Here is a 15,033-nt window from a genome sequence, read left to right as displayed (position 1 = left end):
CAACGCCGCACCCAACGACTTCACCACCACCGACACCACCCCCTCCCCCGGCACAAACCCATCCGCACCCGCATCGAACGCCCGCACCACACCCGAGGGGGAGAACGAGCGGAGCCGTGAGCCGAGCTGGAAGTACTGGGGGGACATCCCCATGTGGACGCCGGCGACGACGGCCTGCTCGCACTCCCCGGCGCGAATGGACCGCACCGCCTGGTGCAACGCCACCAACGACGACGAGCACAACGTGTCCACCGTCATGCTCGGACCCCGCAGATCCAGGAAGTAGCTGAGCCGGTTGGCGAGGATCGCGTTGTGGTTGCCCAGTCCGGCCGGTGTCTCGACGACGTCGCCGACGACCATGTCCCGGTAGTGCTGGTAGCTGGCGCCCACGAACACGCCGGTGGAAGCGGGGACACGGCCGGCGAGGCCCGCGTCCTCCAGCGCCCGCCAGGCGGACTGGGCGAGGTGGCGCTGCTGCGGGTCGATCCACTGCGCCTCGGCCGGCGAGAGGCGGAAGAATCCGGCGTCGAAATCGGTGAGCCCGTCGACGAACCCGGCCTTCCGCAGGTAGACGGTGCCCGGCCGGCCCTCCGTGCCGTAGTACGCCTCCAGGTCCCAGCGCTCCTCGGGCACCTCGCGCAGGCAGTCCTCGCCCGCCATGAGGACGTGCCAGAGTTCGTCGGTGCTGCGGGCGTTGGGGAAGACGCCGTCCATGCCGATGATGGCGATGTCGTGCCGGTCGTCCTCGATGTCCTCGGGGCGGCTTGCGGGACGCCGCTCGCCGGTGCGCGGACTGTCCGGGCCGGGCGTGGCGGGGGATGTTCCGGGCTGTGGCGGCTCGGGCGGCGGCCCGGTGTCGGCGGGGCCGGGTGCCCGGTCGGAGGGGACGGAGGTCACGCCGTAGGCGTCGCGCAGTTCGGCGGCGAGCCGCTCGACCGTGCCCACCTCCAGGACGAGGGTGACGGGGATGTCGACGGCGAGCCGGGCCTTGATGTCCTGGGCGAGCGAAACGGCGAGCAGGGAGTCGAGGCCCTGCTCCTGGAGCGGACGGTCCGCCTCCACGGCGTCGGACTCCAGCTCCAGTGCCTCGGCCACCCAGCGGGTCAGCACGGAGTCGAGGTCTTCCCCGGCGGTGCGGGCCTGGGCCGGGCGGTGCCCGTTGAGGCGCCCGGCCGGGGCGGCGGCGGGACGGGCCGCGCCCGGCGGGACCGGGTGGGACCTCTCCGGCGGGGCGGGGTGGGCTGCGTCGCGTTCCGGGGCCGGGGGCGTGACCGGGCCGGAGGGCGGCGAGGAGAGCCGCTTCCAGGTGACCCCGTGTGCCTCCAGGACCGGGGTCGCGCCGTCGAGGACGACGAGGCTGCCGGTGAGCAGACCGGAGCCGGGCGGCGTGTCGCGGTCACGGCGGGCGTGGACGCGGACGGCGGCGGGGAGAGGCCCGAGGACCGTGAGCCGCTCCACGGTGAAGGGGACGTAGAGCCCGTCCGCTCCGCACGCGGCGAGGGCGACCTGGAACGCGCCGTCGATCAGCCGGGCGTCCAGGGGCCCGGTCGCCGGGCCTCTGGAGCGCAGGTCGCCGGTGGCGACACCGGGCCCGGTGGACAGCGCGGTGACGGTGCGGAAGCCGGGGCCGTACCGCAGTCCCCGGCGGGCGAAAGCCTCGTACATGGCGTCGAGGTCGACGGGGGTGCGGGCGGCGCCGGAGGCGTCCATCACGGTGAGTGCCGCAGGCTCGGGGGCGGTCACGCGGCCGTCGCAGACCAGGGCGCCCGAGGCGTCGTTGAAGCGGACGGTGGTGCCGTCGTGCTCGGCCGTCACCCGGGCGTCGCCCTCGACGGGTGCCCGGAAGGTGAGGTCGCGCAGGCCGAACCGGTCCTGGCCGAGGAGCTGGGCGATCCGGCCGGGGTAGGCGGCGCCGGGAAGGGTCGGCGTGCCGAGGACCAGGTGTTCGGCGGCCTCGGGCTGTTCGCTCCACGACCGTACGGCGGGACCGGCGGGCGCGTCGGAACGGGCGGGGGGTGCCTCGGCGGGCTCCAGCCAGAGGTGGCGCTCCTCGTGCGGTGCCGTCGGGAAGCGCACGGGTGCGCGGCCGGGTGGCGCCGTGAGCGGTGCGCCGGCGGCGAACTGGCGGGCCGCGGCGTCCAGCCGCTCGCGGGGCGCCCCGGGGGCCACCTGCACCTCCGGCAGCCCCTCGTTCCCGGTGGCCGCGCCGGTGTGGAGGGATCTCGCCCGGCTCACCCCGGCCAGGAAGAGCCGCAGCTTGTCCTCCAGTTGTTCGGCGCTGTCCACGACGCAGGCGAGGCGGTGCGGGGCGGCGGGGCGGCGCAGACTCGACTCGCTCAGGGCGCCCAGGGACGGGCAGTAGGCGGAGTCCAGCATCAGCAGGAGCCGCCGCGCCAGCGTGCGCAGCGCTTCGGGCGAGTGGGCCGACAGGGCCAGCAGGCGGGGCCCGTCGCCGTCCGCCGCCGTCGTGTCGGGGGCGGCCTCGACCACGACGTGCGCGTTGGCGCCGCCGAAGCCGAAGCTGCTGACGCCGGCGACGCGCGGGCCCTCCCAGGGCACCGCCCGGTCGGCGACGAACAGGGGTGAGCTGTCGAAGTCGAACGCCTTGTTGGGTGTGCGGAAGTTGAGGGACGGCGGGATGGTGCCGGCCTGGAGGGCCAGGACGGTCTTGATGAGTCCCGCGACGCCTGCGGCGGGTTCCAGGTGGCCGATGTTGGTCTTCACCGATCCGACGGCGACCGGTCCCGCCGCCGACCCGCCGAGGACGGTGTGGAGCGCCTCCAGTTCGATGAGGTCGCCGAGCTGGGTGCCGGTGCCGTGCGCCTCCACGTACCCGATGCCGCCCTCGCCGACCCCGGCGGCGGACAGCGCCTTGCGCAGGACCGCTTCCTGGGCCGGTCGGCTGGGCGCGGTGAGGAAGCCGGCGCTGCCGCCGGTGTGGTTGACGGCGGTGCCGCGCACCACGGCGAGCACCGGGTCCCCGTCGCGTTCGGCGTCGGCGAGCCGCTTGAGGACGACGACGCCGCAGCCCTCGCCGCGGACGTACCCGTCGGCCGCCTCGTCGAAGGTGCGGCAGGCGCCCTGGGGCGAGAGCATGCCGCCCCGGGCGAAGGAGCGTGTCTTGTCGGGCGTCAGGATCAGGTTGGCGGCGCCGACCACCGCCGCGTCCACGTCTCCCGCCCGCAGGTGGACGGCCGCCTGGTGCAGGGCGACCAGGGAGGAGGAGCAGGCCGTGTCGACGGCGAGGCTCGGGCCCGACCAGTCGAAGACGTAGGACAACCGGTTGGCGACCATGGACAGGGCGGTACCGGTGGCGGCGTGCGGGTCGGCGTGGCCGGTGCTGCGGGCCACCAGCTCCGGGAAGTCGCTGGCGATGGTGCCGATGAAGACACCGGTGCCGGCCCCGAGCGAGTGGTGATCGTGGCCGCTGCCCTCCAGGGCCTCGGCCGTGACGCTGAGCAGGAGCCGCTGGAGGGGGTCGGTACGGCGCGCCTCGCGGTCGGTCAGGCCGAAGCGGGCCGCGTCGAAGCGTTCCACTCCGTCGAGCCACCCCATGCGGGCCTCGTCGGACTCCGACCAGAGGTGGGCCCAGCCGCGTCTGTCCGCCGGTGCCTCGTCGATGCTGGAGACGCCGTCGAGGAGGTTGCGCCAGAACTCGTCGGGGGTGGCGGCGCCGGGGAAGCGGCAGGCCATGCCGATGACGGCCAGGGCGTCCCCGGCGGGCGGCCGCGCGCTGTTCCGCGTCCGGCCGGTCACCTGCGCGGAGGCGGGGGCCGGGCGGTCCGGCTCCCGCGCCGCGTCCGTGGCCGTCGGGACGGCGGCCGGCTGCGCCTGCGCGGTATCGGGCTCGGGTTCGGTCTCGGGCTCGGAGATCTTCACGGTGCCCTCGGCGGCGAGCAGCCGGGCCAAGGCGGCCGGTGTGCCGGTGGCGAAGATCGACGTGGTGCTGACCGGCGTGCCCAGGCTCTCACTCAGGCGGGCGGCGGCGAGGGTGACGTTGGCCGAGTCACCGCCGAGGTCGAAGAAGTTGGCGTCCGTCGCGAAGTCGTCGGTGCCCAGGGTGGCGGCGAAGGCGGTGGCGACCGTCCCGGTGAGTCCGGACAGGGTCGTGCCGTCGGCCGGGGCGCTGTCGGCGGTGGCGGGCGTGGCGGGCGTGGCGGGCGTGGCGGGCGTGGCGGGCGTGGCGGGCGTGGCGGGCGACGGTGCCTCGTCCGTGCGGATGATGGTGTCGCGGGTCGGCTCGGGCAGCAGGGAGCGGGCGGTCTTGCCGTTGCCGGTCAGCGGCAGCGCGTCGAGGCGGACGTAGGCGTCGGGGACCATGTGGTCGGGCAGCGAGCCGCGCGCCCACGCGTCGAGCTCGGACCTGGTCGCCGTCTCCGCGCCGACCAGGTAGGCGGTGAGGCGGGGTTCGCCGCGTCCCTCGAAGCGGGCCGCGGTGACCACGGCGGCGCCGACGCCGGGGAACCGCTCCAGCACCCCTTCGATCTCGGCGGGTTCGACGCGGTGGGCGCGCACCTTCAGCTGGGCGTCGGTCCGGCCGAGCCATTCGAGGGCGCCGTCGGCGTGGAGCCGTACCTCGTCCCCGGTGCGGTACAGGCGGACGCCGGTGGCCGGGTGAGTGAGGAAGGCGTCCGCGGTGAGGTCGGCGCGGTGGGCGTAGCCGCGGGCGAGGCCGGCGCCGGAGATGTACAGGGCTCCGGTCGTGCCGGGGGCGCAGGGTGCGAGTTCCTCGTCGAGGACGTGCAGGTCCAGACGGGGCAGGGGCTCGCCGAGGGGCAGGAAGGAGCCGACCGAGGTGACGCGGTGGCTGGAGGCCCAGACGGTCGCCTCGGTGGGCCCGTAGAGGTTCCACAGGGAGCGCGCGGTGGCGTGCAGCGGCTCGGCGACGCTGACGGGCAGTGCCTCGCCGCCGGAGAGGACGGTGAGGCCGGCCGGGGGCCGCCAGCCGGTCTCCAGCAGCAGCCGCCACATGCTGGGGGTCGCCTGGGCGATGGTGGCCTCGCCGGTCAGCTCGGCGAGGCGGCCCGGGTCGCGGGCGGCATCGCGGCCGGCCAGGACGACGGTGGCGCCCTTCGTCGGCGGCAGGAGCAGTTCCAGCAGGGAGATGTCGAAGGCCACCGTGGTGTGGGCGAGGACCCGGTCCTCGGCGGTCACGGCCAGACGCTCGCCGATCCCGGTGAGGAAGTTGGCGAGGGCGCCGTGTCCGACCTCGACGCCCTTGGGGTCGCCGGTCGACCCGCTGGTGAACAGGACGTAGGCCAGGTCGCCGGGACCCACGCGGGCGGGTACGGCCAGGGCCGATCCGTCCGCCTCCGGGACGGGCAGGGCCGGGCCGAGCGAGGCGCCGAGCGCGTGGGTGCGGGCGTCGGTGAGGATCAGGTCGGCCCGCGCCACCTCGGTGTACCGGCGCAGCCGCTCGGCCGGGTAGCCGGGGTCCAGCGGCAGGAAGGCCGCACCGGCCCGCAGCACGCCGAGGAGGGCGGGCAGCAGGTGCGTCCCCCGCTCCAGGAGGACGCCCACGACGGAGCCTTCCTCGACACCCTGGTCATGGAGGTGGGCGGCGACGGCGTCGGCCCACGCGTCGAGGGCGGCGTAGTCGAGGGTGCGGTCGCCGCAGCGGACGGCCACGGCCTCCGGCCGGGCGGCGACGGCGGTGGCGATCAGGTCGAGGACGGTCGGGCCGGACGCCTCGGGTGCCGGGGCCTCGGGGCGGTCGGCCGGTGCCTCCTGCTCGGCGGGCGCCTCGGTGACCGTGGGGGGCTCGGTGGCGGTCTCCGCGCGCTCCTCACCGTGGAAGAGGGCGGACAGGGCGAGGTCCTCGATCCGCTCGGTGAAGGCCAGCGCCTCTTCGCGGCTCATCGCGGTCTCCCGCACGAACACCGTCGGGGGCCCGGTCTCGACGCAGAGCAGCGCGACCTCGGTGTGCGGTTCGGCGGACGCCTCTTCGCCGTCCTCCCGTTCCACCACCATGACCTGGGTGAACGAGGGTTCGTCGGAGCCCAGCGGGCGCCCGGCGAGGCCCAGGCGGATCTCCAGGTCGGCGGCGTACCCTTCCCGGGCCGCGGCCTCGTCCAGCTTGCGCAGCAGGGAAGCGGTGCCGTCGGCCTCGTACCGGACGGGGAAGCGGACGGCGGTGAGGCCGTGGGTGCGCTCGGCCCGCAGCCGCGCGGCCGACGGCGACCAGGCGAAGTCGAAGCAGGGCTCGCCGGTGCGTTCGGCGACCGCGCCGAGGAAGGCGCGCACGACGTCGGCGGTCTCCTGGCGGGAGGCGGGGAGGTACGCCAGTTCGTAGCGCCCGTAGTGGGCGGTGGCGGCGGTGAAGTCGTCGGCCGTCAGCCGGGCCGGCCGCAGCGCGCCGAGACGGCCGCGCCACCAGGGCTCGTGGGGCCGCAGGGAGTTCTGGGCGGCGGCCACGGCTTCCAGCCGTTCGGCCGACGCGCCGGGCACCGGGGCGCCTTCGGTGATGCCGAGCCGCTGGGCGGCGGCCTGGCCGCTCAGCGCGGAGCCGTCGACCGCGAGGAAGTCGCTGAGGACGAGGTCGGCGTCGGGCGCGGCGAGGGTGATCGCGGAGGTGGTGACGGCCAGGGCGACGGTGCCGGTACGCACCTCGTCGCGCGGCAGCAGCCGGACCTGACGGGTGAGGACGGCGCCCTGCTCGGTGAGGAGTGCCGGGAGGCCGAGCGGATTGGGGAAGGAGCCGTAGTCCAGGGCCTTGGAGAGCCGTACCGCCTCGGCGGCCGTGGTGCCGGCGTGGATCACTCCGCCGGAGGCCGGCCGGTGGGACCGGCGGTAGAAGCGGCGCTCCCGGTCGCCGGTGTCGACCGGCTCGGGCAGGGTTCTGGCGACGACGTGCGGAACGAGGTCGCCGAAGAGTTCGATGCCGGTCTCGGCGGTCTCGTACGTCAGGGAGAGGGCGGTGGAGTGGTCACGGACCGGGAACCACCGTTCGAGCAGGACGCTGCCGGCGTCCACGGCCTCGGCCATGCGGTGCCAGGTCGCGGCGTGCCGGGTGGCGCCCTCGTACAGCGCCCAGGCGGGAACGTGGCTGCCGGAGTAGCGGGGCAGCGGTCCGTCGTGGAAGTTGATCGCGGCGATCCTGGGCAGCGCGAGCACCTCGGCGCGCAGGATGCGGAAGTTGACCATGCTGAACAGGTAGTCGAAGGGCTGCCGGGACAGCGTGGCGGTGAGGTCGCCGTGCGGGTCGTGCAGGGCGATGCCGTGCTCGGCGGCGAAGGCGGCGACAGCCGGGTCGTCGCTGAAGACGCCCTCGACACGGACGCCGGCGTCCAGCAGCTGGGCGGCGCAGCGGGTGAGGACCCGGGTGCCGCCGATCAGGAAGCAGGTGGTCGGCATGGTCACCCCTCGGCCGTCGCGGGTTCGGCGGAGTGGTCCGGTCCGGCGGTCTCGGCGGCGACCCAGGCGTCGATCTGGGAGACGACCTCCTCGTCCAGGGAGAGCTGGCCGGGGGCCCACTGCGGGTTGGAGAGACCGCGGTGGGTGCGCTCGCACATCTCCCAGTCCTCGTAGTTCGCCTTGTCCCAGAGGGCGAACACGGCCTCGTGGGAGAAGTCGTCCTTGGCGGTCTCCGAGGGGTGGAAGAGCCAGAAGTGCCGCACGACGCAGGTGCCGGGGCTCTCCGGCCAGACCCACTGCATCATCACGTAGTCGGCGGTGAAGCCGAAGAGCAGGTTGGGCAGGATGGTGATCCAGTTGATCCGCCGGCGGTCGGCCTCGGGAACCAGCGCCATCGGTTCGCGAGCGCTGCGTCCCGTCATGGAGACGGAGTTGAAGCCGCCCCGGATGGACTGCCAGGCACCGACGAGGTCGCCCTTGAGGTCATAGGTGCCCGCGTCGTCGAAGTCGGTGATGCGGTGCAGGTCCTTGTGGGCGGTCGGGAAGTGCAGGCTCTCGTTGACGTTGTGCGCGACGAGCTTCCAGTTGGAGGCGACCGGGTAGTCCTTGGCCTGGACACACTCCAGTTCGGCGAGTTCGTAGACGCGGGCGAACTCGCCGAACTCGCCGAGGGACTCGTCGAGGTCGGGTGCGTCGTCGGAGAAGGCGATGAAGACGACGCCGTGCCGGATCTCGGTACGCACGGGCAGCAGCCCGTTCTTCTCCTTCTCGAAGAAGTGGTCGAAGTAGGTGCCGTTGTAGCTCTTGAGCGCGCCGTTCCGGTCGTACACCCAGCAGTGGTAGAGGCAGACGAGGCTCTGCCGCTTCCCCGCCGCCTCCTCCACCAGCTTGTAGCCACGGTGCCTGCAGTAGTTTTGGTACGCCTGGATGCCGTTGTCACCGTGGAGCAGCAGCACCGAGCCGGTGCCGATGTTCAGGGTGGTGTAGGAGCCCTTCTCCTTGAGCCGGGAGACGTGGTCGACGGGCAGCCAGCGGCGCCCGTAGATGCGGGCCATCTCCCGCCGGTGCTGCTCCTCACCGGTGTAGAACTCGTGCGACCGGCCGATGCCGCCGGTCTCGAAGTACGGCCGCTGCTCGGCCTGTTCACTGATGAGCTGGAACATGCTGGACGCACGCGTCATCTGCTGGGCTCCCTCGGGGTGAGGTGCGTGAAGGCGGGTGGCGGGGCCGCCGCGGCCGGGGACGGACGGCCTTCCCCTCGTCCCGCGCGGCGTGGCGGCCGTGCGGAGCGCTCGCCGTCTCCGGGCAGGGCTGTCCGGGGCCGGGGGCGAGGGGGAGGCGGGCGCGGCGGTACGGCGGGCGGCCCGGACGGAGCGTGTCGGCGGACGGGTGCCGCTCCGTGACGAAGGGGCCGGGCGGGCGGTGGTGCCGGTCGGGGCTCGCGCGCCACGCGTCCGCGTGGCGCGCGACAGCGCCGGGCCCGGAGGTGCGGGACCAGTCAGCCGGCGGGGTCGTAGATCCGCTGGTCCTGGGGGACGCCCGCGTCGTCGTAGAGGCGCTCCAGGGCGTCCGGCGCGTAGATCTCGTGGTCCTCCACGACGCCGCCGATCAGCCCGAGCATCCGGTCGGTCCACTCCTGGCTCTTGCTCATCGCGTCCATCGTGACGCGGAAGAAGGGCGGGAGTTCGGTGAGGGGGGCCAGGGTGGTGGTGAAGTCGTAGACGCCGGCGCTCTCCTCGTCGCGCACCTTGTGGTACTCGGCGAGGGCCTCGTCCATCGGCCGCTCACCGGCGAGCCCCTGGTGGAGGCGGTCGGCGAGCAGTTCGCCGTGGAGGAAGGCGTCGGTCATGCCCCAGCCGGTGTACGGGTCCTTGTGGTACCCGGCGTCGCCCACGAGGGCCCACCCGGGACCGTAGGGGCGGCGGTAGTAGTTGTCGGGGTAGCGCATGGGTTTGAAGTCCTCCTCGCGCCTGCCCTGGTCACGCAGTTGCGCGCCCATGTCCGGGTCCACGTCGTCGAAGACGGCGTGGAAGCGGTTCTCCACGTCCTGGCGGAACTCCTTGAGCTGGGCGCGGGAGCAGATGACGGCCAGCATGCTCAGGTCGTCGTTGGTGGGCCAGGTGCCGAACCACTGCTCGTTGAGCCCGGCCTTGTGATGCAGTCCCCAGTCGAGCCCGCTGTAGTACGAGTAGTAGATGAAGCCGGCGGCGGGACGCACGTTGTACAGCTCGGCCCCCACCTTCTTGGCGACGGTGGAGTGGAAGCCGTCGGCACCGACGACGACGGTGGCGCGGAACTCCCGCTCGGGTCCGTCGCCCTCGCGCCCGCGGATGCCCACGACCTGCCCTTCGACGGCCACCACGTCGGTGACGGTGAAGCTTTCGAGCACCTCGGCGCCGGCCCTGCGGGCGGCGTTGACGAGGATCTCGTCCAGGACGCGGCGGCGGGGGGCGTACACGGCGTCGAGGCCGTCGACCGGGGCCGCGAAGCCGTTGAGATGGATTCCCCGGTAGGAGTAGTGCATCTTCTTCAGTTCCGGTGTCTTGGCGGCGACTATCTCGTCGAGCAGCCCCCACTCCCGGAGTTTCAGAAGTCCCGCCTGGTGGATGTAGTGGGTGGAGACGGCGTCGCTGGGAAAAGAGGACCGGTCCACCACGAGCACCCGGTGGCCCTGCCGGGCAAGGAGCATTCCTACCGGCGATCCCGCGCAACGGGCACCCACAACAATGACGTCGTACACGCGTCCCCCAAGAATCGGATCGAGCCCACACGGCCGCCCCTCCGCTCCGTCGGCACTTCCCGGCCAACGGACCGCGGCACTGGCGAGGAGGCTATGAGGATCTCCAACTAAAGGTCAATAGTCGCCAGAGGGCAGGTAATTCGGCTGCCGCGACAACGGGATGCCCAACATGGGCACTCCTCCACCCGCACGAAATTAAACGTCAGCCTTATGCACCGTTTCGGCAGTATATGACCCCGGCGCACGCCCCACATGACGTGATCTGGATCACACTCATTCGCCTAGGCGATTCAGCCACATCCGCCGACCATTCGCGTACGCGTCACGCAAAGTACAGGTAAAGCAGAAGCCGCTATTCCGCTTCTGACCGCCGCCGCCAATGTCCAACTACTAAGGTGAAGTCAGCCGAGTAATTAATCGCTCATTTCACGCCTCGAATTAACTATTACCCGCCAGGGCGACGGCGCTTCAGCACTCCCCTGCCGCCCCGGCCGGCGCGAGGTGGGCGGGCCGATGGCCTTTCAGTTTTCGAGGGGTCTGCTCACAGCCTGACATGGGTGAGGAAGGTGGTGCGGCTGGGGCAGGTGGTCTGGGGGAGGTAGAGGGCGTGCAGGGGCGCGTGAATGGGTGGTTCGAGGGGAAGGACGTACGCTTTGCCGCCCGCCGCCGGGCCCGGTGGTGTGGTGACGAAGGCGATGTGGCGGGTGCCGATGACGGCCGTGACGGGAGGGGTGCCCTGACGGAGGGTACGTGCGGTCTCCGGCTCGAAACCCGCGTCCCGGCAGTGGTCGACGAGGAGGTCGGTGTAGCCGGAGCGGCCGGGGTCACCCCAGACCAGGAAGGACTCCTGCGCGAGTTCGGGCAGCGCCACGGAGGTGCGGGCGGCCAGCGGGTGGTCGCAGGCGACGGCGATGTGCAGACGCTGGTGGCCGAGGGTGGTGCGGGTCAGGCCGTGGGCGGGTGCCATTCCACGGCACAGCCCGAGGTCGAGGTCGCCGGCGAGGAGGGCGGCGGTCAGCTCAGAGGGGTAGCGCTGGTGGATCTCGGGGGTGACGTCGGGGTGGGCGTCGGTCACCGGTGCGAGCAGGGTGACGAGTTCGTCGCCGGTGACGGCGGGGGTGTGGCCGATGCGGAGCGTCCGGGTCTCGCCCCGTCCGGTCTGCCGGGCGCGGCACAGGGCGGCCCGGGCCATGCCGTTGAGGACGCGGGCGTCCTCGATCAGGGCCGCTCCGGCGGGCAGTACGGTGACGCCCGCGGTGCCGCGCTCCAGCAGCGGAACTCCGACCTCGCGTTCGAGAACCCGGATGGAGGTCGACAGGGCCTGCTGGGACAGGTGGAGCCGGGCGGCGGCGCGGGTGACGCTGCCTTCCTCGGCGACGGCGATCAGGTGGTCGAGCTTGTTCAGGTCCAGGCGCATCTCCACACCTCTCGGCTCGGTGGTGGACGGTCGGGGCGCGGCCGCTGTGACACAGAGCCACGGCGGCCGCGCCCGAGGCCGAGGGGCCGGGCGGGCCCCCTCAGGCCTGGCCGGTCTCGAAGTGGCTGACGCGTCCGTCGGTGACCGTGAAGGCCCACCGCGTCCGCATGCTGCCCCAGGTGTCGTTGGTGTACGTGGCCGTCAGGGTCATGCCGTCGGCCGAGACGTCCTCGACGTCCATGCGGCCGTTCGAGGAGAAGATCTCGCGCTCCGCCCACGCGGAGAGGTCACGGTCGGTGCCGTCGTCGGACATGGTGGCGTCATCGGCCAGCGCGGCGAGGAAGGCGTCCTTGTCGCCGGCGTTGACGGCCGCGACGAAGGCGGCCACGGCGGGATCACTCGGTTGTACGGTCATCAGTTCCTCCTGGGGTGGTCGGCAGGGCGTCCACGCCGACGGGCCCCGGTCGTACCGAGGCCGAGCCGGCACGCCCCGCCGGAACGGCACGGGGTCAGCGGGTGGTGTAGCCGCCGTTGGGGAACATCGTCTGGCCGGTGAACCACCAGCCTTCGGTGGCCAGGAACCTGATCACCGGGACGATGTCCTCGATCTGGGTGAGCTGGTTGCCCATCGCCTGCGACTTGTGGAAATCGACCCGCTCCGGGGTCTCCTGACCGTAGAAGAACGGCGTGTCCATCGGCCCCGGAGCCACCATGTTCACGGAGATCCCGCGTTCCGCGAACTCCTTGGCCGCCGCCCGGGTGAAGTGCTCCAGGGGCGCCTTGCCTCCGGCGTAGGTGGAGTAGCCGTCGGTGAAGGCGGCCAGCAGGGACGTACCCAGGCTGATGATCTTGCCGTGGTCGTTCAGCCGGCGCCCGGCCTCCTGGATGAAGAAGTACGCCGCCTTGGCGTTGATGCCGAACATGCGGTCGTACTCTTCCTCGGTGGTCTCCAGGATCGGCTTGCGCAGCACCATCCCGGTGGTGTTGACCGCGATGTCCGCGCCACCGTAGGTGTCCACCGCCGTGTCGAAGAGGCGCCGCACGTCGGCGACCTTCGTCAGGTCCCCCTGCACGGAGACGGCCTGCCCTCCGGCCTCCTCGATCGCCTTCACCGTCTGCTCGGCCTCGCTCTCGGAGCTGTGGAAGTGCACGACCACCTTCGCCCCGGCCTCCGCGAACGTCCTGCTGACCAGCCCGCCCAGGTTCTTCTCGCCACCGCCCACGACGGCGACCTTGTCCCGCAACGTGTTCTCAGCCATGCTCCGCACTCCTTCGCGTCTTCGCCGGCGATCGGTTCGATCACTCACTACTGGCGAGACTAGGCGGACATTCCGGGCATCGGGTAACAGAAGTTCCGGGTCGCCCCACAAACGCCGTCGATACCCCGGCCGGCGGACCTCTCGCCCGCTCCGGCTGCCCCGACTGGTTGGCCGCCGTTCCCGAATCCCCCGGAACGGAGTCGTCTCCCATGTCCTCATCCCCGCGCTCCCCGCGCCTGGCCGGTGCGGCGCTGCGCACCTGGCGGGCCCGGCAGTGGGCGGTGGCGGCGCTCGGCGCCCTCGCCACGGTCCTCGTGGTCGGCGTGCCCACCGACGTGGTGCCCACTCCGCTGTTCAGCAGGGCCGTGCCCGTCCAGTGGTGGAACTACCCGGCGTTGTCCGTCACCGCCGTACTGGCGGGTGTCACGTTGAGCACGTACGTGCGCCAGCCCCAGCGGCGCGAGCGGTCCACGGCCGGCGACGGGAGCCGGATGGGCGCGGTGGGCGGTCTGCTCACCTTCTTCGCCGTCGGCTGCCCCGTGTGCAACAAGCTCGTCCTCGTGCTGCTCGGCGCCTCGGGCGCCATGAGCTACTGGGCCCCTCTGCAGCCCCTGCTGGCCGTCCTCTCCGTGGGCCTGCTGGCGGAAGCCGCGCTGCGTCGCCTGTCCTCCCGGGCCGAGTGCCCGGTTCCGGCTCCCGCCTGACCCACGGCCCCGTTCTGTTCTGCCCGCCTCTTCATAGGGGCGCTCGGCCCCGGCACCATGGTCACCCTCAGCGGGCGGGTGGGCCGGGGGCCGGCGTGCCGGGGCGCAGGTCAGGCCGATTCGCGCAGGAGTTGTTCCAGGCTGCCGAGGAGGCGCAGGGCGTCCGCGCGGCGGGACGGGGGAAGCGCTGCCGGGGGGTCGGGAGAGACCACCCGCAGGGCCGTGGCCGCCTGGCGCGCGAAAAGGGCCAGCAGGTCGAGTTCGGGGAGGCCGGAGCGGGCCTGGGGGGACGGGTCCAGGACCTCCAGGACCCCCAGCACCCGGCCGTCGCTGACCAGGGGGGCGGCCATCAGGGCGTCCGGCACGTACTCGGTGGACTCGGCGACCGAGCGGTCGAAGGAACGGCTGGCGGTGAGGTCGTCGACGACGACCGGTTCGCCCGAGGTGGCGACCCAGCCGGCGATGCCGCTGCCCGCCGGGAACCTGCGGCCGACCAGGAACTCCTCGCCCTCGCCGGAGACGGCCGCGAAGACGAGTTCGTCGCGTTCCTCGTCGAGAAGGAGGACGGAGCCCGCCGCCGCGCCGAAGATGGCGCGCGCCACCTCGACCACGGACTGGAGGAGTTCGCGGCGCCGGGCGTCACCGGCACCGCCGGGGAGCGGGGCCGGTGCGGTGAAGGGTTCAGTTCTCGGAGTCATCGGATGCCTCTCCTGCCGGAAGGTGGTGCCGCGGCGCGAGCGTCACGTTGGCCGCGGACAGATAGAGGGCGCTCTTGAGCTGGAAGGGCGTCATCCTCGGACGGGCCGACAGGAGACGCGCGCTGAGACCGGTGATGTACGGGGTGGCGAAGCTGTTGCCGGTGGTGCGGATGGTGGCGCCGCCCAGCCAGGGCACGGTCACGTTCTGGCCGGGGGCGAAGAACTCGACCGGCGGGGACGGGTTGTAGAGGTGGACGGGGTCGTCCTCCTGGTGGCTGCCGACGGAGAGCACCGAGGCGAACCGCCAGGGGAAGCTCTCCACCGGTGTGTTGTGGGCGGAGGCGACGAGCACCGTCCGGGCGAAGTAGGCGCGGTCGGCCAGTTCGTGCAGGTGGTGGGCGAACCGCGTGCGGGTGGTGGACAGGCTGAGGTTGATCAGGTCGAATTCCTGGTCGACGGCCCACCGCAAGCCGGCGAGGAGCACGTCCCCGGTGCCGGAGAACCGCTCGCCGAGCACCCGGACGCTGGTGATCTCGCATTCCGGCGCGGTGCGGCGGATGATGCCGGCGCAGGCGGTGCCGTGGCCGCAGGTGTCCCCGGTGGTGGTGGGCAGCACCTCCGCCTCGCCCGTGGCCTCGTCCTTGACGACCACCCAGGAGCCGGCGAGCGGCCCGACCAGCGGATGGTCCCGCTCCACGCCGGAGTCGACGACGCAGACCCGCACGCCGCGCCCGGCCCCCTCGGCGGGGCCGTCCGGCACGGCGGGGTCGGCGACGACAGGCAGGTCGTCGGGGCCCCGGCCGCGCAGGCTCCAGGTCAACGCGGTACCGGGCGGTGCCCCGGTGGTGGTCGTCCCCATGGG

9 protein-coding genes are annotated in these 15,033 nt (G+C 72.9%); 1 reads left to right on the top strand and 8 read right to left on the bottom strand.

Annotation, left to right across the window (positions count from 1 at the left end):
* The 6 genes from IF45_RS31940 to IF45_RS0119685 form a co-directional block, all read right to left on the bottom strand.
* Positions 1–7,353 (bottom strand): amino acid adenylation domain-containing protein (locus tag IF45_RS31940; RefSeq protein ID WP_051720714.1); only part of this gene is annotated, 7,353 nt, incomplete at its 3' end.
* Positions 7,354–7,355: 2 nt separating this feature from the next.
* Entirely contained in the window at positions 7,356–8,534 is a 1,179-nt protein-coding gene (locus tag IF45_RS0119705; protein ID WP_237548188.1) for an aromatic ring-hydroxylating oxygenase subunit alpha, read from the bottom strand.
* A gap of 317 nt (positions 8,535–8,851) precedes the next feature.
* Positions 8,852–10,093 carry an NAD(P)/FAD-dependent oxidoreductase gene (locus IF45_RS0119700; protein ID WP_003946468.1) on the bottom strand — a complete coding sequence of 414 codons (1,242 nt, stop codon included), beginning with the start codon at positions 10,091–10,093 and terminating at the stop codon, positions 8,852–8,854.
* Positions 10,094–10,634: 541 nt separating this feature from the next.
* Complete coding sequence (locus IF45_RS0119695) at positions 10,635–11,510, bottom strand: LysR family transcriptional regulator (protein ID WP_030308650.1); 876 nt, start codon at positions 11,508–11,510, stop codon at positions 10,635–10,637.
* 100 nt (positions 11,511–11,610) lie between these two features.
* The gene (locus IF45_RS0119690; protein WP_030308648.1) at positions 11,611–11,925 is read right to left on the bottom strand and encodes a nuclear transport factor 2 family protein; all 315 of its coding nucleotides are present in this window, start codon (positions 11,923–11,925) and stop codon (positions 11,611–11,613) included.
* A 94-nt stretch (positions 11,926–12,019) separates the two neighbouring features.
* On the bottom strand, positions 12,020–12,769 hold the full coding sequence (locus IF45_RS0119685) for an SDR family oxidoreductase (RefSeq protein ID WP_030308646.1): 750 nt from the start codon (positions 12,767–12,769) through the stop codon (positions 12,020–12,022).
* Positions 12,770–12,978: 209 nt separating this feature from the next.
* Between IF45_RS0119685 and IF45_RS0119680 the strand changes: the two genes are divergently transcribed.
* The gene (locus tag IF45_RS0119680; protein ID WP_030308645.1) at positions 12,979–13,473 is read left to right on the top strand and encodes a hypothetical protein; all 495 of its coding nucleotides are present in this window, start codon (positions 12,979–12,981) and stop codon (positions 13,471–13,473) included.
* Between the two features lie 110 nt (positions 13,474–13,583).
* On the opposite strand, the gene IF45_RS0119675 is transcribed toward IF45_RS0119680, so the two are convergent.
* Both IF45_RS0119675 and IF45_RS0119670 read right to left on the bottom strand, forming a co-directional pair.
* Positions 13,584–14,171 (bottom strand): GAF domain-containing protein, encoded by a 588-nt coding sequence (locus tag IF45_RS0119675; protein ID WP_003946473.1) that lies wholly within the window; start codon positions 14,169–14,171, stop codon positions 13,584–13,586.
* Positions 14,155–15,030 carry a S8 family peptidase gene (locus IF45_RS0119670; protein WP_030308642.1) on the bottom strand — a complete coding sequence of 292 codons (876 nt, stop codon included), beginning with the start codon at positions 15,028–15,030 and terminating at the stop codon, positions 14,155–14,157. Before IF45_RS0119670 ends, IF45_RS0119675 begins: the two co-directional genes overlap by 17 nt.
* Positions 15,031–15,033 lie beyond the last annotated feature (3 nt).

This window comes from Streptomyces albidoflavus, assembly GCF_000719955.1.
GTDB lineage: Bacteria > Actinomycetota > Actinomycetes > Streptomycetales > Streptomycetaceae > Streptomyces > Streptomyces albidoflavus.
This window is presented reverse-complemented; position numbering and strand designations above follow the sequence as displayed.

What these genes read in the sequence shown, in the direction of transcription:
- IF45_RS0119670 (WP_030308642.1), bottom strand. Translation starts at nt 15,030, where the DNA reads ATGGGGACGACCACCACCGGGGCACCGCCCGGTACCGCGTTGACCTGG.
- IF45_RS0119690 (WP_030308648.1), bottom strand. Translation starts at nt 11,925, where the DNA reads ATGACCGTACAACCGAGTGATCCCGCCGTGGCCGCCTTCGTCGCGGCC.
- IF45_RS0119680 (WP_030308645.1), top strand. Translation starts at nt 12,979, where the DNA reads ATGTCCTCATCCCCGCGCTCCCCGCGCCTGGCCGGTGCGGCGCTGCGC.
- IF45_RS0119695 (WP_030308650.1), bottom strand. Translation starts at nt 11,510, where the DNA reads ATGCGCCTGGACCTGAACAAGCTCGACCACCTGATCGCCGTCGCCGAG.
- IF45_RS0119705 (WP_237548188.1), bottom strand. Translation starts at nt 8,534, where the DNA reads ATGACGCGTGCGTCCAGCATGTTCCAGCTCATCAGTGAACAGGCCGAG.
- IF45_RS0119685 (WP_030308646.1), bottom strand. Translation starts at nt 12,769, where the DNA reads ATGGCTGAGAACACGTTGCGGGACAAGGTCGCCGTCGTGGGCGGTGGC.
- IF45_RS0119675 (WP_003946473.1), bottom strand. Translation starts at nt 14,171, where the DNA reads ATGACTCCGAGAACTGAACCCTTCACCGCACCGGCCCCGCTCCCCGGC.